This window comes from Stenotrophomonas sp. GD04024 (genome assembly GCF_029837545.1).
GTDB lineage: Bacteria > Pseudomonadota > Gammaproteobacteria > Xanthomonadales > Xanthomonadaceae > Stenotrophomonas > Stenotrophomonas forensis.
This window is the reverse complement of the sequence record NZ_JAOEDV010000004.1, coordinates 95,280-119,424: the sequence shown is the minus strand read 5'-3', so window position 1 is coordinate 119,424 and position 24,145 is coordinate 95,280. Positions and strand designations below refer to the sequence as shown.

At 67.2% G+C, this 24,145-nt stretch carries 25 protein-coding genes; 7 read left to right on the top strand and 18 right to left on the bottom strand.

Annotation, left to right across the window (positions count from 1 at the left end; translation table 11 throughout):
* The coding region (locus N7590_RS02490; protein ID WP_279935055.1) for a hypothetical protein at positions 1-321 on the bottom strand (321 nt) is incomplete at its 3' end.
* Positions 322-472: 151 nt separating this feature from the next.
* Between N7590_RS02490 and N7590_RS02485 the strand changes: the two genes are divergently transcribed.
* Positions 473-1,420: a nucleoside hydrolase gene (locus N7590_RS02485; RefSeq protein WP_164241564.1), complete on the top strand. Its 948-nt coding sequence runs from the start codon at positions 473-475 to the stop codon at positions 1,418-1,420.
* 4 nt (positions 1,421-1,424) lie between these two features.
* On the opposite strand, the gene N7590_RS02480 is transcribed toward N7590_RS02485, so the two are convergent.
* The 8 genes from N7590_RS02480 to N7590_RS02445 form a co-directional block, all read right to left on the bottom strand.
* The gene (locus N7590_RS02480) at positions 1,425-2,684 is read right to left on the bottom strand and encodes an MFS transporter (protein WP_164085667.1); all 1,260 of its coding nucleotides are present in this window, start codon (positions 2,682-2,684) and stop codon (positions 1,425-1,427) included.
* Between the two features lie 78 nt (positions 2,685-2,762).
* The gene (locus tag N7590_RS02475) at positions 2,763-3,776 is read right to left on the bottom strand and encodes a hypothetical protein (protein WP_164241591.1); all 1,014 of its coding nucleotides are present in this window, start codon (positions 3,774-3,776) and stop codon (positions 2,763-2,765) included.
* Positions 3,777-3,873: 97 nt separating this feature from the next.
* The gene (locus N7590_RS02470; RefSeq protein ID WP_049458891.1) at positions 3,874-4,284 is read right to left on the bottom strand and encodes a hypothetical protein; all 411 of its coding nucleotides are present in this window, start codon (positions 4,282-4,284) and stop codon (positions 3,874-3,876) included.
* A gap of 31 nt (positions 4,285-4,315) precedes the next feature.
* A complete protein-coding gene (locus N7590_RS02465) occupies positions 4,316-5,452 on the bottom strand; it encodes a metallophosphoesterase (RefSeq protein WP_164241565.1) in 1,137 nt (378 codons plus the stop codon).
* Positions 5,453-5,513: 61 nt separating this feature from the next.
* A complete protein-coding gene (locus tag N7590_RS02460; RefSeq protein WP_164085655.1) occupies positions 5,514-7,052 on the bottom strand; it encodes a TerC family protein in 1,539 nt (512 codons plus the stop codon).
* A 43-nt stretch (positions 7,053-7,095) separates the two neighbouring features.
* Positions 7,096-7,320: a helix-turn-helix transcriptional regulator gene (locus N7590_RS02455; RefSeq protein ID WP_005408494.1), complete on the bottom strand. Its 225-nt coding sequence runs from the start codon at positions 7,318-7,320 to the stop codon at positions 7,096-7,098.
* A 13-nt stretch (positions 7,321-7,333) separates the two neighbouring features.
* Complete coding sequence (locus N7590_RS02450; RefSeq protein ID WP_164241592.1) at positions 7,334-7,801, bottom strand: DUF2975 domain-containing protein; 468 nt, start codon at positions 7,799-7,801, stop codon at positions 7,334-7,336.
* Positions 7,802-8,051: 250 nt separating this feature from the next.
* A complete protein-coding gene (locus N7590_RS02445) occupies positions 8,052-8,975 on the bottom strand; it encodes an alpha/beta hydrolase (protein ID WP_279935053.1) in 924 nt (307 codons plus the stop codon).
* Positions 8,976-9,126: 151 nt separating this feature from the next.
* On the opposite strand from N7590_RS02445, the gene N7590_RS02440 reads away from it, so the two are divergent.
* Positions 9,127-10,101: a LysR family transcriptional regulator gene (locus N7590_RS02440; RefSeq protein WP_279935052.1), complete on the top strand. Its 975-nt coding sequence runs from the start codon at positions 9,127-9,129 to the stop codon at positions 10,099-10,101.
* Positions 10,102-10,104: 3 nt separating this feature from the next.
* On the opposite strand, the gene N7590_RS02435 is transcribed toward N7590_RS02440, so the two are convergent.
* From N7590_RS02435 to N7590_RS02410, 6 genes are all read right to left on the bottom strand, one after another.
* Complete coding sequence (locus N7590_RS02435; RefSeq protein ID WP_164241568.1) at positions 10,105-10,605, bottom strand: GNAT family N-acetyltransferase; 501 nt, start codon at positions 10,603-10,605, stop codon at positions 10,105-10,107.
* A 13-nt stretch (positions 10,606-10,618) separates the two neighbouring features.
* Positions 10,619-11,056, bottom strand: a complete 438-nt coding sequence (locus tag N7590_RS02430; RefSeq protein WP_164241569.1) for a hypothetical protein — start codon at positions 11,054-11,056, stop codon at positions 10,619-10,621.
* 70 nt (positions 11,057-11,126) lie between these two features.
* Positions 11,127-12,869 carry a GGDEF domain-containing protein gene (locus N7590_RS02425; RefSeq protein WP_053508331.1) on the bottom strand — a complete coding sequence of 581 codons (1,743 nt, stop codon included), beginning with the start codon at positions 12,867-12,869 and terminating at the stop codon, positions 11,127-11,129.
* A gap of 160 nt (positions 12,870-13,029) precedes the next feature.
* A complete protein-coding gene (locus N7590_RS02420; RefSeq protein WP_053508333.1) occupies positions 13,030-14,055 on the bottom strand; it encodes an AI-2E family transporter in 1,026 nt (341 codons plus the stop codon).
* Between the two features lie 81 nt (positions 14,056-14,136).
* Complete coding sequence (locus N7590_RS02415; protein WP_053508335.1) at positions 14,137-15,204, bottom strand: sensor domain-containing diguanylate cyclase; 1,068 nt, start codon at positions 15,202-15,204, stop codon at positions 14,137-14,139.
* 127 nt (positions 15,205-15,331) lie between these two features.
* Positions 15,332-16,363 (bottom strand): LacI family DNA-binding transcriptional regulator, encoded by a 1,032-nt coding sequence (locus tag N7590_RS02410; RefSeq protein WP_053508337.1) that lies wholly within the window; start codon positions 16,361-16,363, stop codon positions 15,332-15,334.
* 95 nt (positions 16,364-16,458) lie between these two features.
* Here N7590_RS02410 and N7590_RS02405 point away from each other — a divergent pair, with 95 nt between their 5' ends.
* From N7590_RS02405 to N7590_RS02385, 5 genes are read left to right on the top strand one after another with little or no spacing between them, the layout of a single operon-like run.
* Entirely contained in the window at positions 16,459-17,511 is a 1,053-nt protein-coding gene (locus tag N7590_RS02405; RefSeq protein ID WP_164241570.1) for a sugar phosphate isomerase/epimerase family protein, read from the top strand.
* A gap of 27 nt (positions 17,512-17,538) precedes the next feature.
* Complete coding sequence (locus N7590_RS02400; protein ID WP_164241571.1) at positions 17,539-18,756, top strand: nucleoside permease; 1,218 nt, start codon at positions 17,539-17,541, stop codon at positions 18,754-18,756.
* Positions 18,757-18,768: 12 nt separating this feature from the next.
* Entirely contained in the window at positions 18,769-19,893 is a 1,125-nt protein-coding gene (locus N7590_RS02395; RefSeq protein WP_164241572.1) for a Gfo/Idh/MocA family oxidoreductase, read from the top strand.
* 19 nt (positions 19,894-19,912) lie between these two features.
* Positions 19,913-20,779, top strand: a complete 867-nt coding sequence (locus tag N7590_RS02390; RefSeq protein WP_164241573.1) for a sugar phosphate isomerase/epimerase — start codon at positions 19,913-19,915, stop codon at positions 20,777-20,779.
* A gap of 18 nt (positions 20,780-20,797) precedes the next feature.
* Entirely contained in the window at positions 20,798-21,094 is a 297-nt protein-coding gene (locus N7590_RS02385) for a cytochrome c (RefSeq protein ID WP_164241574.1), read from the top strand.
* 30 nt (positions 21,095-21,124) lie between these two features.
* On the opposite strand, the gene N7590_RS02380 is transcribed toward N7590_RS02385, so the two are convergent.
* Genes N7590_RS02380 through N7590_RS02370 form a run of 3 tightly spaced genes read right to left on the bottom strand, consistent with a single transcriptional unit; the run spans position 21,125 to position 24,143 of the window.
* On the bottom strand, positions 21,125-21,898 hold the full coding sequence (locus N7590_RS02380) for a DUF1080 domain-containing protein (RefSeq protein WP_164241575.1): 774 nt from the start codon (positions 21,896-21,898) through the stop codon (positions 21,125-21,127).
* Positions 21,883-22,458 (bottom strand): gluconate 2-dehydrogenase subunit 3 family protein, encoded by a 576-nt coding sequence (locus N7590_RS02375; protein WP_053449063.1) that lies wholly within the window; start codon positions 22,456-22,458, stop codon positions 21,883-21,885. The genes N7590_RS02380 and N7590_RS02375 overlap by 16 nt, the downstream gene beginning before the upstream one ends.
* A complete protein-coding gene (locus tag N7590_RS02370; RefSeq protein WP_164241576.1) occupies positions 22,458-24,143 on the bottom strand; it encodes a GMC family oxidoreductase in 1,686 nt (561 codons plus the stop codon). The genes N7590_RS02375 and N7590_RS02370 overlap by 1 nt, the downstream gene beginning before the upstream one ends.
* Positions 24,144-24,145 lie beyond the last annotated feature (2 nt).

Here is a 24,145-nt window from a genome sequence, read left to right as displayed (position 1 = left end):
ACCGCAGCTGCCGCCGTCACTGCCACCACCATCACTGCTGCAGTCGGAGCTGCTGTGGCCGTGATGGCTGTGGTTGTCACTGGAAGAGCCGCCCGAGTAGTCGTAGGCGCCGCCGAGGCCGTTATCGCCCCGGCTGCCCGAGCCATCGGCGGTGGCCACCGCCATGCACAGGATCGCGCCGACCAGCGGCAGCAGCCAGACCAGCAGCAGCTGCACCGTGCGGCCGCCTGCCGACAGGCCGTCGCGCCGGACGATGAGCACCGTGGCGACCAGATTCAGGCCCAGCACCAGCAGGACCAGAAGAAGGGCGAGGATCAGCATGCGGCGGTTCCGTGCCTGGACTGGCCGCATTATGCCGCCCCGCCCCGGCATTGGCCCTGCCTGTCATGAAGATGGGACAATGTAGGGCGCGCCGGCCTGCCCCGTGGCCGCCGGCGCCCCTCGCACCACACGGAAGAAGAAGAACAACAACATGCTGAAAGTCATTTTCGATACCGACCCGGGCGTCGACGACGCCCTGGCCCTGCTGTACCTGCACAAGCACCCGCAGATCGACCTGATCGGCGTCACCACCACCTTCGGCAACGCCTCGGTCGAATCGACCACGCACAATGCGCTGTACCTGAAGCAGACCTGGGGCTTTGCCGCCCCGGTCGCGCGCGGCGCGGCAGGCCCGCTGCAGCCGGAAGCCACTCCGGAAGCGTGGCCGGTGCACATCCACGGCCACAACGGCCTGGGCAACCACCCGGTGCCGGCGCAACTGGACGTAGCCGCCGACGCGCGCCCGGCCGCGCAGCTGATCATCGACCTGGTCCGCGCCCACCCGGGCGAAGTGACCCTGGTTGCCGTGGGCCGCATGACCAACCTGGCGCTGGCCCTGCAGCAGGCCCCGGACATCGCCGGCCTGGTGCGCGGCGTGGTGATCATGGGCGGCGCCTTCCACGTCAACGGCAACATCACCCCGGCCGCCGAGGCCAACATCTGGGGCGATGCCGAAGCGGCCGACGTGGTGTTCACCACCGATTGGCCGGTCACCGCGATCGGCCTGGACGTGACCACCCGCGTGGAAATGGACCGTGACGGCCTGGACACGCTGGCCGGGATCGGCGGTGCCGACGCCGAGCTGGTGCGTGCGCTGTCGCAGGACTACGTGGACTTCTACCTGCAGGCCGGCCACAAGGGCATGGTCGTGCACGACTGCTGCGCCTGCATCGCGCTGACCCGCCCGGAACTGTTCCAGTTCGAGCGCGCCAGCGTGCGCGTGGCCACCGACGGCGTCGCCCGCGGCATGACCATTCCCAAGCCGGAAGGCATGGGCTTCGGCCCCAGCGTGTGGGATGGGCACGTGCTGCAGTCTGTCGCCATCGGCGTGGATGCAGCCGCCGTACTGGCCGACATCGATCAGACCCTGAAGGTCTGATCGGCTAGCGCCTGGACCTGCCCGGGACCGTCTCGGGCAGGGTCCACAGCACCGGCAGCACCAGCACCGCCACCAGCGCGATCATCGCGCCCGGCGCCGCCGCCCAGCCGCTGCGTTCCACCCACCATTGCGCCAGCCACGGTGTCGCACCGCCGAACACGGCCGTAGCCATGGTCACCCCCAGCGCCAGCCCGCTGACCCGGCCTTCGCCGGGGAACTGCTCGGCCGTGGCCGGTGCCGCCACCGCACTGACGCCACCGGCCACGCAGGCCAGCAGGACCGCCGCCAGCGCGATGCCCCATGCCGTTGCCTGCGCCATCCACGCGAACAGCGACAGCGGCAGCAGCGCCGCCAGCACGGTCAGGCCCAGCAGCATCGGCCGTCGCCCGATACGGTCGGACAGTGCGCCGCACAGCGGCGTGATCGCGATCACCGCCACCGCCGCGATCGTCGACAGCCACAGCGCGTCACCTTCGTCGTGTCCCTGTGCATGCAGGAATGCCGGCACATAGGTGATCCCCACGTAGTAGGTGATCGAGCCCAGTGCGGAGATCGCGAAGGTACGCGCCACCGCCCGCGGATGATGGCGCAGCACGTGGCGAAGCGGCGTGGCCGGAATACTGCCCTCGCGGCGCTGGCGCTCGAACTCGGGCGACTCGTGCATGCCCGAGCGCGCGACGAGGATCACCAGCGCCAGCGCCGCGCCGACGAAGAACGGAATGCGCCAACCCCAGCTGTCCAGCTGCGCAGGTGCCAGCAGCGCCACCGTCGCTGCCGAGATCGCCACCGCCAGCAGCGCACCCACTTCACTGGCGGCAGAGGCCAGCGAGGTCACCAGGCCGCGTCGCCGTTCCGGCGCGCTTTCCAGCAGATACGCGACCACACCGGTGTATTCACCGCCCACCGAGAACGCCATCACGCAGCGCAGCACCAGCAGCAGCACGCCGGCGGTGGTGCCCGCTGTTGCGGCAGTCGGCAGCAGTGCGGTGGCCAGCATCGCCGCCGCCATCAGCGCCATCGAGGCCAGCAGCATCCAGCGCCGGCCCAGCCGGTCACCCAGGTGGCCAAAGCACAGGGCGCCGAGCGGGCGCATCAGGTAGGACACCGCGAAGCCGGCCAGGGTGACCAGCATCGCCTGCTCGCCGCCGCCGAAGAACACCCGCGACAGCACCGTGGCGAAGTACAGGTACAGGGTGAAGTCGTACCACTCCACCACCGTGGACAGGCCGGCCACCCACATCGAGCGCTGCCGCGCCACGGTCATTGCGTATTCGCCTTCAACAGCCTCGATCCCGGTTGCACAGGTTCGAAGCAGGATGTCATGGCCAGGGTGAAATACCGGTCATCGGCTGTCCGTCGCCTGCATGTACTGGGTTTCATGGCCGGTGAAACGCTCGCCGTCAAAGCCGAAACAGAAGCGCCCCTCCTCGAACACGCGGTAGACCAGCAACGCACCATCGAGGCAGAACTGCTGCTGGTCCACGCTCGTCTCCAGTGTGCCGTAGCTGGCAGCGTCTCCGCCCTTCCCCGCTGCTCCGGTGAAGGCATCGATCGGCAGCGGTGTCGCCTCGCCGGTGCGGGTATCGACCAGCACCACCGTGCGCTGGAAGTACTCAGGGCGATCATCGGTTTGCACCAGCAGATAGTGCTGATTGAAATTGGGCTTCTGGTTCTGCAGCGCATCCTCGATGCGCGCGCGATGCCGCGCATCGCAGAAGTCGACCGGGCTGTAGCGGTAGCTGCAACCGTCGTGGTCGTAGGGCAGGTTCATGCCGGCATAGCGGACGCTTCCCTCACTGTCCACGTCGTGCCCCAGTTCCGGGGTGCTGCACAGCAGCCACGAACGCTGCGCATCCTCGGGGTCGGCCATCAGTTTCGGCTCGCGCCCCTCTTCGTAGGCGGCACCGCCCGGAAAATCCTGCCCGAAGCGCTGGCGGATGATCGGGCGCGCCTTCTCCAGCGGCAGGCCGATCTTCGCCCCACGGAACGAAACGAACGTCATCGTCGGCAGAATCACTTCGTCCACCGGCAGCCCCTTCCACTGGCCCTGTACGCAGAACGTGGCGATCTCGTTCTCCGCGTCCTCCCGGCAGGGCGTTGGTGCATTCGCGGCCAACCAGGGGTGGGCCGGGCGATCGGTTTGTTGATCGATGTACCAGCCCTCCAGCGCACACGTCGGCATGGCATCGAGCAGCGGGGAGAGGTCGGTGCTGGCTACTGGCGCGGCAACCGGCGTGTCTGCCGCGGGTGCCTCGCCAGGCACCTCCGGTGTGCGCTGGCAACCGGCCAGCAGCAGTGCGCCGACCAGCAGTGCGACTAAGCGCGAACGCCCGCGTGAGTGATGTGCTTCCTGCATGGTGTCTTTCCCTGTTTGAGAACCCCGTGCAGATGATCTCTGATCCGGAGCCCGTTTGAATGCTGGATGCAGGGCGATCTTGCTGGATGGCCTGGAGCTAACGGGAGTGCAGGCGTGCCACCCGGTAAGCGCCGTAGGCATCGAGGATTCTCTGCATCCGCGCCTGCTGCTTCACGCCCATCGGCACCCGCTGCACGCGCTTCAACAATGTCTTCCACATGTAGCCGGACCGGAAGAAGTAGGGCCGCACTTCGAGGAAGGTAAGCACTACATCCAGCGCGCCCGGGTCATGCTCGGCCAGCAGTTTCAACGCCTGGTCATAGCCGCCCGGAAAGGCAAGCTGATCGTAGCGCAGTTGATACTCGGCGCAGGCCGCAGCGTGCAGCGCCCGCTGCTCCGGCCCACGCCAACGCGTACCTGCGGTATCGCGGATCACCTGGCGAAGCCGGTTGATCTCATCGGCATTGGCGCGGATCAGGCGTTCCATCGGAGCGCGGGAATGCGCCATCGCCTCTTCCTCCATGAAGGCGTGTGCAGCATCACGGCGCGCGGCGCAAGGTCAGCAGGGTGATTTCGGACGGCACGCCGATGCGCGCAGGGAACCCGGCCCACAGGCCGGCACCGTTGCTCACGTACAGGGTCATGCCGTCCACTTCGTAGCGGCCGGAGACATAGCCGCCATTGGCGCGCTTCACCAGCTGGTCCATACCGATGATCTGGCCGCCGTGGGTATGCCCGGACAGCTGCAGCGTGACGCCGCGCGCGGCGGCCTCGCGCGCATTGCGCGGGCGATGGTCGAGCAGGATCACCGGCGCGGACGGATCGGCCCCGGCCAGCGCAGCGTCCAGATCCGGCAACGGCAGTCCATAGCGTGCCGCCACCGGGTCGGTGACACCGGCGATGGTCAACGCCGCCTCATCACGACGCACCTGCAGGTGGCTGTTCTCCAGCACCTGCATGTGCAGCGCGCGGAACGCCTGCATCCAGTCCTGGTACTGCGCGTAGTACTCGTGGTTGCCGGTGATCGCGATGACGCCGTCCGGCGCATGCAGGTCGGCCAGCGGGCGCGCGTCGTCGCGACGGGCCTCGACGCTGCCATCGATCAGGTCGCCGGTGATCACGATCAGGTCCGGCTTCAGCGCATTGCTCTGCTCCACCACCCTTCGCACCCAGTCACCGGTCAGCAGGCGGCTGGCATGGATGTCGGTCAGCTGCAGCACGCGGTAGCCGTCGAAGGCGGCCGGCAGATCCTTGATCGCCACGTCGATCTGCCGCGGCTTGGGCACCGCCATGCCCTGGCTGACACCATAGCCGCTGACCAGCAGCGCCAGCACAGCGGCCACGGGCCGCAGCCTGGGGGCGCGCAATGCCGATACCGCGCGCGGCCGGCGGAGCAGGCGCGACAGCAGCAGTCCTGCGTCCAGCACCAGCATCACCAGCGCAAGCAGCAGCACCGCCGTCGAGCCGGTGGCCAGCGTGGCGATCGCCAGCTTCGGTATCTCCGGCGAGGCCATCGTGCCCCAGAAGGTGGCGACGATGCGCAGCTGCACGGCCACAGCCACCAGCAGCAGCGACAGCACGACCTTCAATGCGGTGGGCAGGCGCAGCGGCCAGAACAGGCGCCAAGCCACGTACAGGCCCATCAACAAACCGATCGTACTCAGCACTGCAACCATCCAGGAAGAAAAGCGGGCCCGCCATGGTGACGGGCCCGCGTGTCATTGGGTAGAGGCAGCATCACGCCCCGGGCAGGCGCTCCACCCGCAGGCGGGCGATGCGGCGCTTCTCCATCGCCAGTACGGTGATGCGCACGTCGGCGATCTCCACCGCGTCGCCGATGTCCGGCAGGCGGCCCAACCGCTCCAGCACCAGCCCGGAGATGGTCATGTAGTCGGCACTGCGCGGCAGCGAGACGCCCGCCAGGCGCTGCAGGTCATCCAGGGTCAGCGCACCGTCGGCCTCCCACTGGCCTTCACCCTGCGCGACCACACCATAGCGCTCGTCCTGGGTATCCACCAGGTCACCGGCAATCGCGGCCAGCAGGTCGTTGGCCGTCACCAGGCCTTCCACGCTGCCGTACTCGTCCACCGCCACCGCCAGCGGCACCGGGTGCTGGCGGATCAGCTCCAGCGCCTGCAGCGCACTGGCACTGGACAGCACGTACTGCGGCTCGCGCAGGTTGCCTTCCAGCTGCAGCGGCCTGCCCTGCAGCAGGTCGGCCAGCAGGTCGCGGCTCTGCACCACGCCACGCAGGCTGTCCAGATCGCCGTCGCCGACCAGCAGGCGGGTATGCGGCGAGGCCACCAGGCGCGCCACCACATCGTCCTGCCCGCGTGCCACGTCGATCCACTGCACGTCGGCACGCACAGTCATCACGCTCGACACCGGTCGATCGGCCAGCCCCAGCACGCTGCGGATCATCTCGTGCTCGGCCGGCTGCAGCCGCTCTTCGGCATCGGCGTGTGCGTCCTCGCTTTCGTCGTCGTGTCCGTTGGCCGGACGCGCGCCCAGCATCCGCAGCACGGCGTCGGCGGTGCGCTGGCGGAATGGCTGGCGCCTCTCGTTGCGCTCGCGGTTGAAACGCACCCACTGGTTGAACGCTTCGACCAGGATCGAGAAGGCAATGGCCGCGTACAGATAGCCCTTCGGGATCTTGTAGCCCAGGCCCTCGGCCACCAGGCTGAAGCCGATCATCAGCAGGAAGCCCAGGCACAGCACCACCACCGTGGGATGCTTGTTGACGAAACGGGTCAGCGGCTTGCTGGCCACCAGCATCAGCGCCATCGCGATGGTCACCGCGGCATACATCACGCCGAGGTTGTCGACCATGCCGACCGCGGTGATCACCGAGTCCAGCGAGAACACTGCGTCGAGCACCACGATCTGCGCCACCACCATCGCGAAGCTGGCATAGACCTTCTTTCCATCCTCGTGGTGCTCGCGGCCTTCCAGCCGTTCGTGCAGTTCCATCGTGCCCTTGAACAGCAGGAACAGGCCACCGCCCAGCAGGATCAGGTCACGCCCGGAGAAGCTGTGATCGAACAGCGTAAGCAGCGGCTCGGTCAGCTTCATGATCCAGGCCAGCGCCGCCAGCAGCACCAGCCGCATCAACAGGGCCAGGGTGAGGCCGATCACCCGTGCGCGGTCGCGCTGGTGCGGCGGCAGCTTGTCAGCCAGGATCGCGATGAACACCAGGTTGTCGATGCCGAGAACGATCTCCAGCACGACCAAAGTTGCAAGGCCCATCCATATCGAGGGGTCAGCCAACCATTCCATTTCAGGTCCGTTTCGTCAGTAGGTAAGGGAGAAAAGCAGTCATTCAATCGGCATCCTGCGCCTGCGCCGGGTCATGACCGAGCAGGTCGCCGGGCGTGCACTGCAGCTCGCGGCAGATCGCATCGAGGGTGGAAAAGCGGATGGCGCGTGCCTTGCCGGTCTTCAGGATCGACAGGTTCGCCAGGGTGATGTCGATGCGCCCGGCCAGCTCGGACAGGGTCATGCCCCGTTCCTGCAGCATGCGGTCGAGGGTGATGACGATCGCCATCAGCGCGTGCCCATCAGACCAGACCGTCCAGGTCATCGCGCATCGCCGCGCCTACGGCAAACACGCGCGCCAGCACGAACAGCATCAGCACCGCGACCAGGCCGGTGATCGACATGCCACCGCCGACCTCCATCCAGGTGAAGTCCGGGCCCATCCAGGCCGCGTAGGCGCCGATCAGGATCGACAGCAGCTCCATCGCCAGCATCAGCCACGCCATGCGCTGCAGGCGCTCTGCATTGGCGTGGGTGAACGGCCGCTCGCGCGCTGCCGATTGCAGCAGCCGCAGCAGATGGCGCAGGAACACCAGGCACAGCACCAGCAGCACGACGATGGCGCCCAGCCCCAGGCAGAAATGCAGGAACAGATCGTTGCCATGCGCGGCCGCAGCAGCAGCATCGTGGACGCTGTCCAACAGCCAGCGGCGGTCGTGGGCAACCAGGGGAATGGCCAGCAGTGCGGCCAGGATGCCCAGCCAGCACATCGCCCGCACGGCCTGCACGGCCGCCTGGGCCAGGGTGAACAAGCCTCGCGCGGGTCTGGCGCGGGCGGGTCGAGCGGTCAAGCGGCCTCCGGCATTGGGGTGGCATGCCGCCCCAGGATGGATTTATCGATAAACGATATATCACAACCCGCGTGAAAGGCTGAATCGCGCGCGTAACGCGAACCGCCGCTTGGGCGCATACGGCGTGCAGGTGCCGGCCCGCCGCCGGCACCGCCCAGGTGACGTCAGCTCACAGGTGCTGACCGAAGAACGGAATCACCGCCGCCAGTGCCTGCCGTACCGGCTCCGGCTGGTCATACAGGTCGTAGTGCGACCCACCCTCCACCACTTTCAGCTGCTTGTGCTTCGAAGCTGCACGACCATGGATCTCCAGGCCATCGCGGTAGGCACCAAACGCCCCCGGCTTGTCACCGATCACCACCAGCAGCGGCTGGGTCAGCAGCACTTCGGCCAGATGGAAGGCATCCCAGCCCACCGCCGCACCACGATGCGAGAACAGCGCGCTGACCACGCCGTTGGGCTGCGGCCCGCGCGTGCGGTAGTAGTCCGTGGCCTCCAGCACGTCGATATCGGTGATGCCGGCAGCGCGCCCCTGCTCCACCGACGGTGGCAGGAACAGGTCCACGCGTGCCTCGCCGCCACGCATCTCGGCGGTGCGCTGTGCGGCGATGGCCTCCAGCGAACCAATCGGATCGAAGCCGCCAAAGCCCTCGCGGCTGAGCCGGCCGAAGTTGACGCCGGTGATGCTGGTGACCGCCTTGATGCGGCGCTCGGTCATGGTGGCGTTGATCGCATAGCCACCACCACCACAGATGCCGAGCACGCCGATGCGTGCGGCGTCCACGTACGGCAGGGTGACCAGATAGTCGACCACGCGGCGTACATCCTCCACGCGCTGGGTCGGGTCTTCGATCCGTCGCGGTTCACCCCCGCTGGCGCCCTGGAAGCTGGCGTCGTAGGCGATCACCACGTAACCCTCGCGGGCCAGCGCCTCACCGTAGACGTTGCCGGACGTCTGCTCCTTGCAGCTGCCGATCGGGTGCATGCTGATGATCGTGGGGTAGGCCCGGTTGCGGTCGAAGTCCGGCGGAACGTGCAGGTCGGCAGCGATATGCCAGGCCATGTCCGGGTTCTGGATCTTGACGGTTTCCATGCGGTGGCTCCTCGTGTGCGGCAGGGCGACCGGTGTCGCCGTTGCAAGCACGATAGACCTGGGATTGGGAGCAGAAAAGACGCCAATCTCAACCACAGTAGTAAGCTGTGATTACCAGAATGCGACGGGCGTGGCGCCCGACCGAGCCCCCATGAGTGCCCCCACCGCGATCAACCCGGCCCTGCTGCCGCAGCTGGCCTGGTTTGCCCACATTGCCCACCATCGCAGCTTCACCAAGGCGGCCGAAGAGATGGGGGTCTCGCGCCCCGCGCTGTCGCAGAGCCTGAAGACGCTGGAGAAGCAACTGGGCGTGCGCCTTCTGCACCGGACCACCCTCGAGATGTCGCTGACCGAGGAAGGCCAGCGCCTGTTCGACGCAGTGCAGCCATCGCTGAGCACCATCGACAGCGCAGTACGCGACCTGCGCGCCAGCCATGACGCCCCCTCCGGCCTGCTGCGCATCAACACCGCACGCCTGACCGCCAAGACGCTGATCGAACCACACCTGCCTGAATTCTTCGCGCGCTACCCCGAGCTGCGCGTGGAGCTGGTGATGGACGATGGCCTGTCCAGCATCGTCGCCGAAGGCTGCGACGCCGGCATCCGGCTGGGGGAACGGCTGGCCGAAGGCATGATCGCCGTGCCGGTGACGCCGATGCTGGAAATGGTGGTGGTCGCCTCGCCGGCCTACCTGGCCCGGCATGGCACGCCCAGCACGCCCGCCGAACTGGCCGGGCATGAATGCCTGGGCTACCGCCAGACCGGCAGCGGCACGGTCTATGCCTGGGAGTTCAGCACGCCCGGCCAGCCCGGTCATGATTTTGAAGTGGAACCGCGCGGGCGCTATGTCACCAACGACGATGAGGGCATGATCCGCGCCGCGCTGCAGGGACTGGGCGTGATGCAGCACATCGACCTGTCACTGCAGCCGATGCTGGCCGATGGGCGCCTGCTGCGGTTGATGCCGGAATGGTCCGCGCCGTTCCCCGGCTTCTACCTGTACGTGCCATCGCGCGAGCAGATGCCACCCCGCGTGCGCGCGCTGATGGAATTCATGATCGAGAAGCGCGAGGGCGTCGCCAACGCGCTCGGCCGCCCCGTGCAGGCACCGGCCACCGGCGGCTAGGCGTCAGCGCAGGTAACGATAGACCAGATCATCGGCATCACTGCGCACGGCCTGGGCGTCGAGCACGCCGCCCAGCCGCTGCGCAACGGCCTGCGATGCCAGGTTGTCCGGCGCCATGTAGCTGACCAGGGTCGGCAGCTGTGCCACCACGAAGGCCCAGTCGCGCAGTGCCCCGGCCGCTTCAGTGGCGAAGCCCTGCCCTTCATGGCCGTCATACAGCAGCCAACCCAGTTCCTTCTCCGGAAACAGCGGGCCATGATTGATGCCGACCTGGCCGATGCAGGCGTGGGTGTCGGTCCGTTCGATCATCAACGCACCGTGGCCGAACAGATGCCAGCTCGCCAGGTCATGGCAGAACTGGCCCCACGCGGCAACCTCATCGAATGGACCGCCCATGCCGCGGGCGCGCGGCGACGCCAGGAACGCGGAATAGATGCCGAAGTCATCCAGCTGTTGCGGACGCAGCCGCAGGCGCGCGGTGTGCAGGGTGGGGATATCGAGCATGCTGCCGGTCGGCTCAGTACACCGCCAGGTGACCGCAACCACGTCGCTGCGGTTGCCCTTCCATCGTCACCTGCACGCTGGCCAGGGTGTCGACACCTTCGGCATTGCGGCACGACTCTCGCTTGATCTCGACAACGGCGGGCTGCCTGTCCAGCTCACCATTGAGCACGATCAGCGAACTGGGCGCATCGGCCGGCTGCCCGAGATAGCGCAACGTACCCTTGTGGGCACGGCCATCGGCGTTGAGGCTGGCATCGTGGTTGCCGTTGCCGGTGGACGCGATCTCGATGCTCCACCCTGCCCCGCCACCGGTGAACGCAGGCACCGGGCTCATGCCGCCCGCGATCGAGGGAGGCCGCGGTTCATCGGCCGTGGTCTTCGATGCAAGGCTGGCACAGCCGGCCAGCAGGCCCGCGAGCAGCGCGGCGATGACAATGGGGCGCACGGTCATGGTGGACTCCTGCAGCGATCGGGCCGCCAGTGTAGGGCGTGCCACGTGCGCCGGCGATGAACGTGGCCGGTCAACGTGAGGTGCGTCCCCCACCGGCCACGCGCACGCGGTCGCGGCCCTGTGCCTTGGCCTGGTACATCGCCGCATCCGCAGCGCGCAGCAGGGTGCGCCAGCCCAGTGCGTCGGTACCGCCCTCGGCCACGCCGAAGCTGGCGGTCACCCGCAGCGCGGTGCCGCCCCCCACCCTGATGTCCAGCTGCTGCAGCGCCAACCGCAGCGATTCGGCCAGCCGGCGACCGGCATCCAGATCGCCACCGGCCAGCAGCACCAGGAATTCTTCGCCACCGTAGCGGGCGATGCTGTCGCTGCGGCGCAGGTGGCGCTGCAGGAGCTGCGCGACCTGCACCAGTACCTCGTCGCCGGCATCATGCCCATGGCCATCATTGATCGACTTGAAGCGGTCCACGTCCAGCAGGATCACCACCGCCGCCGCAACGCCCTCGGCATGGCGCTGCTGCACCCGCTGGTCCAGCGCGCGGCGGTTCAACAGCCCGGTCAGTTCATCGGTACCCGCCAGCTGCCGCAGCTCACTGGTCAGCGCCGAGCGTTCGCGCGAGGTCTCGCGCAGGACTTCGATCGCATCGAACAGGCGCTGCATTTCCGCCAGCGGATGGGTGACGTGCTGCTCCGGCCCCGGCGCGTCGGAGGCGATCTGGATCACCTGCCGCTGCGCCTGCAGCAGGGGCCGCAGGATCTGCACATGGGCAATGCGCAGCGCTACGCCCAGCACCACCAGTGTACCCACGACCGTCGCCACCAGTACCGCCAGGCGCATGGCGGCGCGGTTGCGGGTATGTTCGAAGCGGGCAATGGCAACGCTCAGGTAGCCATCGCGCAGCGCCTCCAGTGACTGCAAGGTCGGCACATAGCGCCGGGTGAACTCGGCGGCGGTCCAGGGCGGGGGTACACCGCGACGGCCATCTTCGATCAGCTGCTCGACCATCGGCAACGATTCACCGAAGAACTGCCGCCGCGCCATGTCCCAATGCCAGGACAACGCCGGGTCGCTGCGGAACACCGCCTCGTGGCTGCCGGCCAGCCGCCACAGCTCCAGCAGGCGGCCCTCGGTCTGCAGCGCCGCGCGCACCTGCTCGTTGCGCCAGGCACCCGGCACCGCCACCGGCGCCATCACGTTGGACGCCAAACGCCCGCCGTGCTCGCGCAGGTCGATCAGCACCTGGCCCTGCATCGCCGGAATCGCTGCCTCGCGATCGGCGCGGACCAGCACGTTGATCTGTGCGGACATGAGCAGATGCAGGCGGTCGACCACCGCGAACATGCTGCTGATCGCGCGCTCCACGTCTTCGACCCGGCGTGCGTCCTGCGGCTGCGCCGCCACCCGGTCCACGCTGGCACGTGCCGACTTCAGGCGGCGTTGCGCATCGGCCAGCATCGCATGTGCATCCACCTCGCCCGGATGTGCCTTGAACGCGGTGTCCAGCTGCAGCATGGCGGCGTCGACCCGCCGCCGCACCACGGCCAGCTGCATGGCCAGCCGCGCCTGCTCGGTGCTGTCGTCCGCGCGCGCGCCCAGCAGGCTGTTGGCCGGGCCACGTTCGGAGGAGACCAGGTTGGCCAGATCAAACGTCTGCCGCAGCTGGCGCAGGCTGACCAGATTGTCCTCGGCGGCGGCATAGCGCATCGTGCCCTGGACCAGGGCGATGACCATCAGCGGCAGGGTGCAGACCACGAACAGCCCCGCCAGGATCCAGACCCAGGTCCGCAACCCGATGGGCGATACCTTGCCGGCCATTCAACTTTCCCCTGACGTGCGGATCACTGTACTGAGCGGCCCCGGCAGTGCCAAGCCAGCACTACGCAGCCCCTGCCCCTGCGTATACCCCAGTCATCGCGAACGTGCCGCCAAGAGGCGGCACCCGGCTCGCCGAAACAGATCCGTCACGTCAGCGGGGTCAGATCCAGCGTTGATCCACCAGTTCCCGCTTCACATAGGCGTAGAACACCGGCGCGGCCACCAGCCCCGGCAGGCCGAACGCCGCCTCCATCACCAGCATGGCCAGCAGCAGTTCCCAGGCGCGCGCCTGGATCTCGCCGCCGACGATGCGCGCATTGAGGAAATATTCCAGCTTGTGGATGACGATCAGGTACAGCAGCGCCGCCACCGCCACGTAGAACGACACCGACAACGCGACGATGGTGATGATGGTGTTGGAGATGATGTTGCCCACCACCGGCAGCAGCCCGGCGACGAAGGTGATCAGCACCAGCGTCTTCGACAACGGTAGGTGCACGCCGAACAAGGGCAGCACACCCAGCAGGAAAATCGCGGTGAACACGGTGTTGAGCAGCGAGATCTTCACCTGCGCGAACACCACCTGGCGGAACGCAGTGGCCAGGCGGCTGGTGCGGCCGATCAGTTCCTGCGCCAGCGGCCCCATTTTCGGCAGCGGCAGTTCGTCATACAGCGCGATCATCGCGCCCAGCACCATGCCGATCAGCACGCGCACGCCCACCTGTACCACCGAGGTACCGGCCACGCCCAGCTGGCGCTGGTGCTCGGCGGCCCAGTCGTTCAGCGCTGCGCGCAGCGCCGGCATGTCTTCGGGAATGTAGGGCTGCAACAGCGCCGGCACCTGGTGCCGCGACGAATTGAGGATCTCCATCAGCCGTGCCAGCAGCGCGTCTGGCCCGCCGGTCTCGTTGCGGAAGAACGAGGCCACGCCGATCCCGGCCAGTACCAGCGCGCTGATGATGACCGCCGACAGCACGATCACCGCGATCGCCCGTGCCCGCCCCGGTGGCAACCGGCCTTCCACGGTGGAGGCCAGCAGGTGGGTCAGCTGGAACACCAGCAGGCCCGACAGCAGCGTCACCACCAGCCCCAGCTTCAGCGCCAGCCACATGCCCAGCAGCATCATCAGCCAGGCCGCGATCCTCGGAACGGGGGGCTTGGGCTGCACAACGAGGGCGTCTTGCATGGGGGCACGTCCGGGCGGGGTGGCCCATGGTAGAGGATTGGCCGTGCGATTCCGTGTGCAGGATGAACGGCCGTTACGCCGTCATTGGGCGGCGCCGTGTTCGCCGTAGCTGGCGTTGTTCTTGCCCTGCCGCTTGGCGTGGTACAGCGCCCGGTCGGCCTGCGCCAGCCAGTCCTCCACGCTACCGCCGCGTGGCGTGGCGGCAATGCCGATGCTGACGCTGAACTCCACGCCCGGGGTGGCCTGGCGGGCGGCCTCGAGCAGGTGCAGGCGCACCCGCTCGGCCACATGCATCGCATCCACCGGCGCGCAGTCGTGCAGCAGCACGACGAACTCATCGCCGCCGAGGCGGGCCGGGGTATCGCCGGGCCGGGCAAACGCGCGCAGGGTCGAAGCGATGTGCCGCAGGACTTCATCACCGGCACGATGGCCATGCGAGTCATTGATGCGCTTGAAATCATCCACGTCCAGCATCAGCAGGCAGGCAAAACCGCCCTGCCGCTGCGCCTTGTCCAGCGCCTGTTGCGCGCGCAGGATCAGGAAGCCGCGGTTGGCCAGCTCGACCAGCGGGTCCATCCGGCTCAAGCGCTGCAGCTGCCGGTTCTGCGATTTCACCCGACGCGCCAGCTGCCAGCTGAGGATGCTCAGACCGATGCCGTAGACGAACAGGAACGGCACGCTGAGCACGATCGTGCGTTGCGAGGTTACCGGCTGATAGGGAAACCCGAGGGCCCACCAGGTGATCGCAAAACCCAGCGCCAGTGCCAGCGTGGCGCGCATCGCCAGGCGCACGCCGCCGGCAGCGATCTTGTCGGCGACCAGCAGCGCCGCGAACAGTGCACTGGGCACCGCGCTCAACCCCATGAAGGCGATCCAGCCACCGCCGAACAACGAATCGGCCACCATGCAGCGGAACTGGACTACGGCAGGCTGCCGGGAGCGGTGGGTCAGCAGCAGCGCGAGCGCGGGCCAGGCCAGTGCATTGAGCAGCAGCAGAACCCAGGCCAGCGCACCGTCATGGCGTTCCAGGATGATCGAGGCGATCGGGATCGCGCCCAGGCCATTGCCCACGAAGCGCATCCAGCCGATGCGCCGCGCCGCGCCGATGCCCTCGACCGCGACCTCGGTCGAGTCAGTCAAGAACGGCATTGCCGACCCCCTTGCGCGATCGCACGTTCCATCTCAGAACTCCACCTCAGCACTCCAGCCCGGCACTCCACCTCGACGCGTGCCGGGCTGCCTGGCGTGAGTCTGACAGCTTCGCGTCAATTCGGGATCAAGGGATCAAGGGATCAAGGTCGCAACCCTGCCTGGGCGCCGCCGTCGAGCCCCGCAGCATCAGGCTGAAATCCAGCGTCTGCTGGAGTTGCACATCGGCATGCTCGATGATCGCCAGCAGCAGCTTGACCGCGCGCTCGCCGATCTCGCGCATCGGCTGCCGGATGGTCGTCAACGGCGGCGTGAGGTAACGGGAGGACGCCAGGTCGTCGAACCCCACGATGGACAGGTCATCCGGCACGCGGATACCCCGCTCACGGCAGGCCGCCAGGGCGCCCAGCGCCATCTGGTCGCTGAAGCAGAAGATCGCGGTCGGTGCCGGTGCCACGTCCAGCAACGCCATTGCCGCCGCGTGGCCGGATTCCACGGAAAAGTCGCCTGGCACGATGCGCTGCTGGCGTAGCCGCCCGCGCGCCTTGCCCGCGGCCCGGACACCCTGCAGCCGCTGCTGGTGCAGAGGGTTGTCGGGCGGCCCGCCGACCACGGCGATCTGCTCGTGACCCAATCCGTAGAGGTGTTCCATCACCGCGCGTGCAGCCGCCGCGTTGTCGATGTGGACGCTGGGAATGCCCAGCGCAGGATCGAACTCGCATCCATTGACCACCGGTGCGGCGGCGCCGCGCTGCTGCACGATCTCGCGCGCCGTCGGCGGCAATCGATGCCCCAGCACGATCATGCCGTCGGCCTCGTTGCGCCGGAGCATCTGCGCATAGCGCTCCTCGCGGTCGGGTTGATGCTGGGTATCGCCCAGCAGCACCGCGTAGCCAACCGCCTGTGCCGCCTCTTCTGCGCCTTGCAGGATCTGGGCGAAAAATGGATTGGCGATATCCGGCACGGTGACCAGGATCTTGCCGCTGCGCTGGGTCTTGAGTGTCCTGGCCACCGTGTTGGGCACGTAGCCGAGCGCGGCAGCCGCCTGCTCGATGCGCGCGCGCGTGGCAGGCAGCACCTTGTCCGGCCGGGAGAGCGCCCGCGACACCGTGCCGGCAGAGACGCCCACGTGCTTGGCGATGTCGTAGATGGTTGCCATGGTTTCAGCTCTTATTTCCGCTGTGCACTGCACAACGGGTCTGCGGGAGGCCCATGCTAGGGTAATGCAATCGATTGCATCGAGGGCGAATCATCTTGAAGACGCTCAAGGGTCCAGCGCTGTTCCTGGCGCAGTTCATCGGCGACAAAGCTCCTTTTGATCGGCTGGACACGTTGGCCGGATGGGCCGCGGGGCTGGGCTATTCTGGCGTACAAGTACCCACCACGGCGCCCCACCTGTTCGATCTGGCCCAAGCAGCACACAGCCAGGCCTACTGCGATGATGTTGCCGGCATGCTGGCCGGACACGGTGTGCAGATCACCGAACTGTCGACCCATCTGCAGGGACAGCTGGTCGCCGTCCACCCCGCCTATGACAGCCTCTTTGACGGCTTCGCACCGCCTGCGGTGCACGGCAACCCCGCCGCCCGCCAGGCCTGGGCGGTCGATCAGCTGATGCTGGCGGCCAAAGCCAGCCAGCATCTGGGACTGACCGCGCACGCCACCTTTTCCGGTGCGCTGGCCTGGCCGTACTTCTATCCCTGGCCGCAGCGCCCGCCCGGCCTGGTGGACGAAGCCTTCGCCGAACTCGGCCGCCGCTGGCGCCCGATCCTGGATGCGTTCGACGCCTGCGGCGTGGACCTGTGCTTCGAGATCCACCCCGGCGAAGACCTGCACGACGGCGCCACCTTCGAGCGCTTCCTCGACGTGGTGGATCATCACCCGCGGGCGAAGATCCTGTATGACCCCAGCCACCTGCTACTGCAGCAGATGGACTACCTGGGCTTCATCGACCGCTATCACGACCGCATCGGCATCTTCCACGTCAAGGACGCCGAGTACCGTGCGAGCGCCCGCAGCGGCGTGTATGGCGGCTACCAGGACTGGATCGATCGTCCGGGCCGGTTCCGCTCGCTCGGCGATGGCCAGATCGACTTCAAGGCGATCTTTTCGAAAATGGCGCAGTACGACTTTCCCGGCTGGGCGGTGCTGGAGTGGGAGTGCTGCCTGAAACACCCGGAGGACGGCGCGCGCGAAGGCGCTGCCTTCATCCGCGACCACATCATCCACGTGACCGAACGCGCCTTCGATGATTTCGCCGACAGCGGCACCGACGCCGCTTCACTGCACCGCATGCTGGGAATCTGAGTCATTACCGCCCCGGGAGGGCAAGCCATGACGCACGCCATGTCGCGCTTGGGCGCGATGATGTTTCTGCAGTTCTTCATCTGGGGAGCGTGGTTCGTCACCCTGGGCACGTACCTGGTGCAGGGCCCGCTGCAGGCCAGTGCAAGCCAGGTCGCGACCGCCTTCCTCAGCCAGTCGATCGGTGCCATCGTCGCGCCCTTCCTGGTCGGGCTGATCGCCGATCGCTACTTCGCGGCGCAGCGCATCCTCGCGGTCCTGCACCTGGCCGGTGCGGTGCTGCTGTGGCTGGCGTCCACCGCGACAGACTTCACCACATTCTCCGCCTGCGTCATGGGCTACATGCTGCTGTTCATGCCGACGCTGGCACTGGCCAACAGCGTGGCGATGCGGCACATGCAATCGCCTGAAAAGCAGTTCCCGCTGGTGCGCGTAGCCGGCAGTATCGGCTGGATCATCGCCGGCGTGCTGATCGGCTGGATGGGCTGGGAGCAGGCACACCGGCTCGAGCTGACCTTCCAGATGGCCGCGCTGGCGTCGCTTCTGCTTGGCCTGTATGCCTTCACCCTGCCACACACGCCGCCGCTGGCCCGGCAGCGCGACGCCGGGCTGGGTCAGATCCTCGGGCTGGATTCACTGCGGCTGCTGAAGTCGCGCTCCTATCTGGTGTTCTTCCTGGCCTCCATCGCCATCTGCATCCCGCTCTCGTTCTACTACAACTTCACCAACCCCTATCTCAACGATCTGGGCGTGCGCGGCGCCGCGGGCCTGCAGTCGCTGGGCCAGGTTTCGGAAGTGCTGCTGATGCTGGCCATGCCGTTCCTGTTCGTGCGGCTGGGGGTCAAGACGATGCTGGCGGTGGGCATGGCAGCGTGGGTCGTGCGCTACGGCATGTTCGCCTTTGGCGATGCCGGCAGTGGCTTCTCGCTGCTGGTGATCGGCATCGTGCTGCATGGCATCTGCTACGACTTCTTCTTCGTCACCGGCCAGATCTACACCGATGCCCATGCCGGCCCCGACGCACGCAGCAGTGCGCAGGGCTTCATCACCCTGGCCACCTATGGCGTGGGCATGCTGATCGGCACCTTCCTGTCCGGCGCGGTGGTGGAGCACTACACCACCGCCGCAGGGCCCGACTGGCAGCAGATCTGGCTGTTCCCGGCCGGCGTCGCACTCATCGTGCTGATCGCCTTCCTGCTGCTGTTCCGCGACCGGCCGGTGGTTGCGGCCGCAGCGTCCACGCACTGAGGACTGCAGCCGATGCCCAAGCCTGGAATCGCCATCATCGGTACCGGCATGATCGCGGCCGTGCATCGTCGCGCCGCCTTGCTGGCCGGTGCCGACATCCGTGGCGTGGCCGCCTCTTCCGCGCAGCGCGCCGCCGAGGTAGCGCAGGCGTGGGGTGTCCCGCGCGGCTATCGCGATATCGAGGAGGTGGTGGCCGACCCGCAGGTGCAGGTCGTGCACGTCTGCACGCCCAACCACCTGCATCGGGCCATGGCCGAAGCTGCACTGCGGGCCGGCAAGCACGTGGTCTGCGAGAAGCCGCTGGCAACCACGCTGGACGACGCGCAGGCGCTGGCCGCACTGGCCAGCTCGAGCGGGCTGGTGGCCACGGTTCCCTTCGTCTACCGCTACCACCCGGTGGTGCGCGAGGCGCGCGCGCGTATCGCCGCAGGCGACATCGGGCCACTACACCTCATCCATGGCAGCTACCTGCAGGACTGGCTGCTGGACCCGGCCAGCAACAACTGGCGCGTCGATCCCGCACTGGGCGGCACCTCGCGCGTGTTCGCCGACATCGGTTCGCACTGGTGTGACCTGGTGGAATGGGTCAGCGGCGAGCGCTTCGCCGAGGTCAGCGCGGCGTTCGACACGGTGATCGCCGAGCGCAGCGCCTCCGGCGCGCAGAGTTTCAGCACCCCGGCAGCCGGCGGTGCGATGCAGGCGGTCGCCAGCGAGGACGTGGCGGCGTCGATGTTCCGCACCGGCAACGGCACGCTGGCATCACTGACCGTCAGCCAGGTCTCTGCCGGACGCCGCAATCGTCTCTGGTTCGAGATCGATGGCGCCCGGGCCAGCGTGGCGTTCAACCAGGAAGATGCCGAGCGGCTGTGGATCGGGTGGCCCGACCAGCGCGAAGAGACCTTCGTGCGTGGGCCGGGAGCCGGCAGTGCCGAACAGCGCCGGTTGTCGGTGTTGCCGGCCGGGCACGCACAGGGTTACGCCCAGTGCTTCGAGGCCTTTGTCGCCGACACCTATCGCGCCATCAACGGCGAGCGGCCCGAGGGGCTGCCTACCTTCGACGATGGCCTGCGCTCGGCGCTGATCGTCGACCGTGTCATCACATCGGCCAGGACACGCGCCTGGACCACCATCGCTTGAAACCCGGGAGGATCTCTTGATGAAAGCCCCTGTCCGTAGAACCGCAGGCCTCGTCCTGCTGCTGCTCGCTGCCCTGCCCGCCTTCGCGGGCGAAGTGGCAAGCACGCAGAAGCCGATCGCGGTGCAGATGTACACCCTGCGCAACGCCGGCTCGCTCGAGCAGCAGTTGAAGATCGTCCACGACGCGGGCGTGCATGCGGTGGAAACGGTCGGCACGCAGAACACCAGCGCGGCGGACCTCAAGCAGCTGCTGGACCGCTATTCGATCAGGGCCATTTCGTCGCACGTGCCATTGGCCGAGCTGCGCAACAACCTGGACGGCGTAGTGACCTTCAACCGCGCGATCGGCAACAGCACGCTGGTGGTGCCCTACCTGGACCAGAAGGACCGGCCGGCCGATGCCGCAGGCTGGACCGCACTGGGCCAGGAACTGGGCCGCATCGCCAAACAGGTGCGGGCCAAGGGCATGTACCTGGCCTACCACAACCACGACTTCGAGCTGGTCGACTTCAACGGCAGGACGGGACTGGAACTGCTGTTCGCCGCCGCCGGTCCCGACCTGCAGACCGAGCTGGACCTGGCCTGGGTCGCGCGTGCAGGCCTGGACCCTGCGGTGATGCTGGGCAGGTTCCGCGGGCATGTCTTCGCGGTTCACGCCAAGGACAATGCCCCCAAGGGCCAGGCCGAAGACGAGGGCGGATTCGCCGCGGTCGGCCAGGGCGTGCTGGACTGGAACGCGATCCTGCCGGCCGCAGCGGCCGCTGGCGTGCACTGGTACATCGTCGAACATGACCAACCGCGCGATCCGGCCAAGGTCATCCAGACCGGCGCGGACTACCTGCGTGAACATCTGACCGTCAATGCGCCCGCCCGTGCGCAGCCCTGACGCATGAAGGAGCCCCACATGAAAATGATCCTGGCAATGGCCGTGGCCCTGGGCGGGCTGGGCTCCGCAACGTCCGCCTGGTGCAAGGACGACCCGGCTGCGGGTGCAAAGCTCTACACCGCGAACTGCGTGGCCTGCCACGGCGCCGATCGTGCGGGCATGCCGGGCGCCTTCCCGGCGCTCACCGACATCGGCAAGCGCATGGCACCGGCGCAGATCAAGGAAAAGATCAGCAAGGGCGGTGGGCTGATGCCGCCCTTCTCCCAGCTCTCGCAGCAGGAGATCAACGACATCGCCAGCTACCTGGCGAAGTAAGCGGCCGGCGACCACGCCGGCCGTATGCCACTACAGTTCGCGCACCCAGATGTTGCGGTAGCTGACCCTGGAATCATGTTCCTGCAGATAGAGCGGTGCGCACGCGTGTGGCGCATAGGAAGGTGCACCGATGTACTCGGTCTTTCCCGCCAGCACGGTGTCGTCCTGCACCAGCACGCCGTTGTGCAGCACCGTGATGCGCGCGGGCGACACCAGCCCTCCGCCCGCCGAGAAGCGCGGTGCCTTCCAGAGGATGTCGTAGGCCTGCCACTGGCCCGGCGCGCGCGAGGCATTCACCAGCGGCATGGCCTGCTTGTAGATCGAGCCCGCCTGGCCGTTGGCATAGGTCGGATTGTTGTAGCTGTCCAGCACCTGCAGCTCATACAGCTCCTGCAGGAAGATGCCGCTGTTGCCGCGGTTCTGCCCGTCGAAACCCTTCGTGTCGGTTGGGGTGCGCCATTCGACATGCAGCTGGACATCGCAGAAGCGTTGCCTTGTGCGAATGCCTTTGCTGCCGGGCACGACAGTCATCGCGCCATCAGCAACCTTCCAGGGCACGCGCCCACCCTGCTCGGACTCCCAGGCCGAGACATCCTTGCCATCGAACAATACGATGGCGTCGGACGGCGCCTTGCCTGGCGGCGTGGCCACGGTTGCAGGCACCGGCGTCCACACCTCGGTCTTCTTCGGATCGCGCGCAGGGTCGGCGCCCTCCTGTGCGAACACGGAACCGGCGGCCAGTACACCGGCCGCGATCAGCAGCGGCTTGATCATCATGCAGCGCTCCATCAGCTGGTCCCCCATGCAGGCGTGCCGGCAACATAGGCCAGGTCGCCATCGTAGCGACCCGGTACCGCAACGTAGTGCAGCACTTCAGTCGCGCCCACCTTCGAAGTGAAGAAGCCGAAGATGGCCAGCTGCTTGAGCATCGTGAAGTAATGCGGCATCGCCTCGCCCTCTTCCGGAGTGCCCGTCTCGGTCACCTCGGCCGTGCGTGCCTTTGCTTCTGCATCCAGCGTGCGCAGCAGCGTGTTACGGGCGTCTGGCGTGAGCGATGCGAAGCGGCCACCGGAGCGCGCGTCGATGTCGGAGAGGCCGGCGCGGAACGTCGCCTGCTGCCGGGCGGTGTAGCAGTCGGCAACGAAGGTCGCCATGAACGGACCCGCACCGGCATCCTTCGCTCCCGGTGTTTTCGTCCGTGGCAGGATGGTCTCGGCGATCTCGTCCAGCAAGGCGATATCGGCGTCGGAGAAGGCAGGCATCGCCCCGGCAGCCGGTGCCTTGCCCTGTACCAGCGCCGGCAGACCGACCATGGCCGCACCCGTGGCAGCAACGATCATCTTCAGCAGTTCGCGACGATCCATCAGAGGTTCCCCGCTTTCAGTTCGCGCACGGCATGGTCGGCGGCGCGGGCTGTCAGCGCCATGTAGGTCAGCGACGGATTCACGCACGCGCTGGAGGTCATGCAGGCACCGTCGGTGACATAGACGTTGGGTGCATCCCACACCTGGTTGTGCTGGTTCAATACCGAGCTCTTCCGATCACGGCCCATGCGCGCGGTTCCCATTTCATGGATGCCCTTGCCCGGCGCGTAGTCGTTGTCGTGCATCTTCACGTCCTTGACCCCGGCCGCCTCCAGCATCTCGGCGGCATCGGCGGCCATGTCCTTGCGCATCGCCAGTTCATTGGCGCGCATGGCAACGTCCATCGCCAGCACCGGCAGTCCCCACTTGTCCTTGCGCTCGCGGTCCAGGCGGATCGTATTGTCGTGGTGCGGCAGCATTTCACCGAACCCGGTCATGCCGATGCGCCAGTCACCGGGCACGGTCAGCGCGTCCTTCAGGTCGGCACCGATGTTCAACTCGGCGATCTCGCGCGACCAGCCTGTGCGGCTGGCGCCGCCCTGGTAGCCGAACCCGCGCAGGTAACCGCGCTTGTCGGCGGCAACGTTACGGAACCGCGGAATATAGAAACCGCAGGGTCGACGGCCGAAGTAGTACTTGTCTTCGTAGCCCTCGACGCGGCCGGAAGCACCCGCTCCGAAATGATGGTCCATCACGTTATGCCCCAGCTCGCCGGACGAGGAACCCAGGCCGCCCTCCCATACATCGGTGGCCGAGTTCATCAGCAGCCAGGTCGAGTTGAAGGAGGAGGCGTTGAGGAAGATCACCTTGGCGGTGTACTGGTAGGTCTGGCCGGTCTCGGCATCGATGACTTCCACGCCGCGCGCACGCTTGCGATCCTTGTCGTAGAGCACTTCCTTGACGATCGAGAACGGCCGCAGCGTCAGGTTGCCGGTCTTCATCGCCGCCGGCAGCGTCGCCGCCTGGGTCGAGAAATAGGCACCGAAAGGACAACCCAGGATGCACTTGTTGCGGTACTGGCAGTTGACGCGACCCTGCTCGGGCATCGGCTTGGTGATGTTGGCGGTGCGCGAGTGGATCATGTGGCGGGTGCCGCCGAAGGCTTTCTTGATCCGTGCGGCCACGTCCTTCTCGACGATGTTCAACGGGATCGGCGGCAGGAATTCGCCGTCCGGCAACACGTCCAGGCCTTCGCGCGTGCCGGCGATGCCGGCGAACTTCTCCACATGGTCGTACCACGGCGCGATGTCGGCGTAGCGGATCGGCCAGTCGGTGGCGATGCCGTCCTTCAGGTTCGCCTCGAAATCCAGATCGGAGAAGCGATAGCTCTGCCGCCCCCACAGCAATGAGCGGCCACCGACGTGATAGCCACGAAACCAGTCGAAGCGCTGGGTCTCGATGTAGGGCGAGTCCTGTTCGTTGGCCCACATCCCTTCCAGGTTTTCGGCCAGGCCGTAGTCGCGCATCAGCACAGGAAAGTCGGCCCTCATCGCCTGGGTGGGCCGGTTGCGATGCGGGAAGTCCCACGCTTCCTTCATCGCGTTCACATAGTCCTTGACGTGCTCGATGTTGCGACCGCGTTCCAGCATCAGGACCTTCAGTCCCTTCTCGGTCAGCTCCTTCGCCGCCCAACCGCCACTGATTCCCGAGCCAACAACGATGGCGTCGTAGTGATTATCTGCCATGG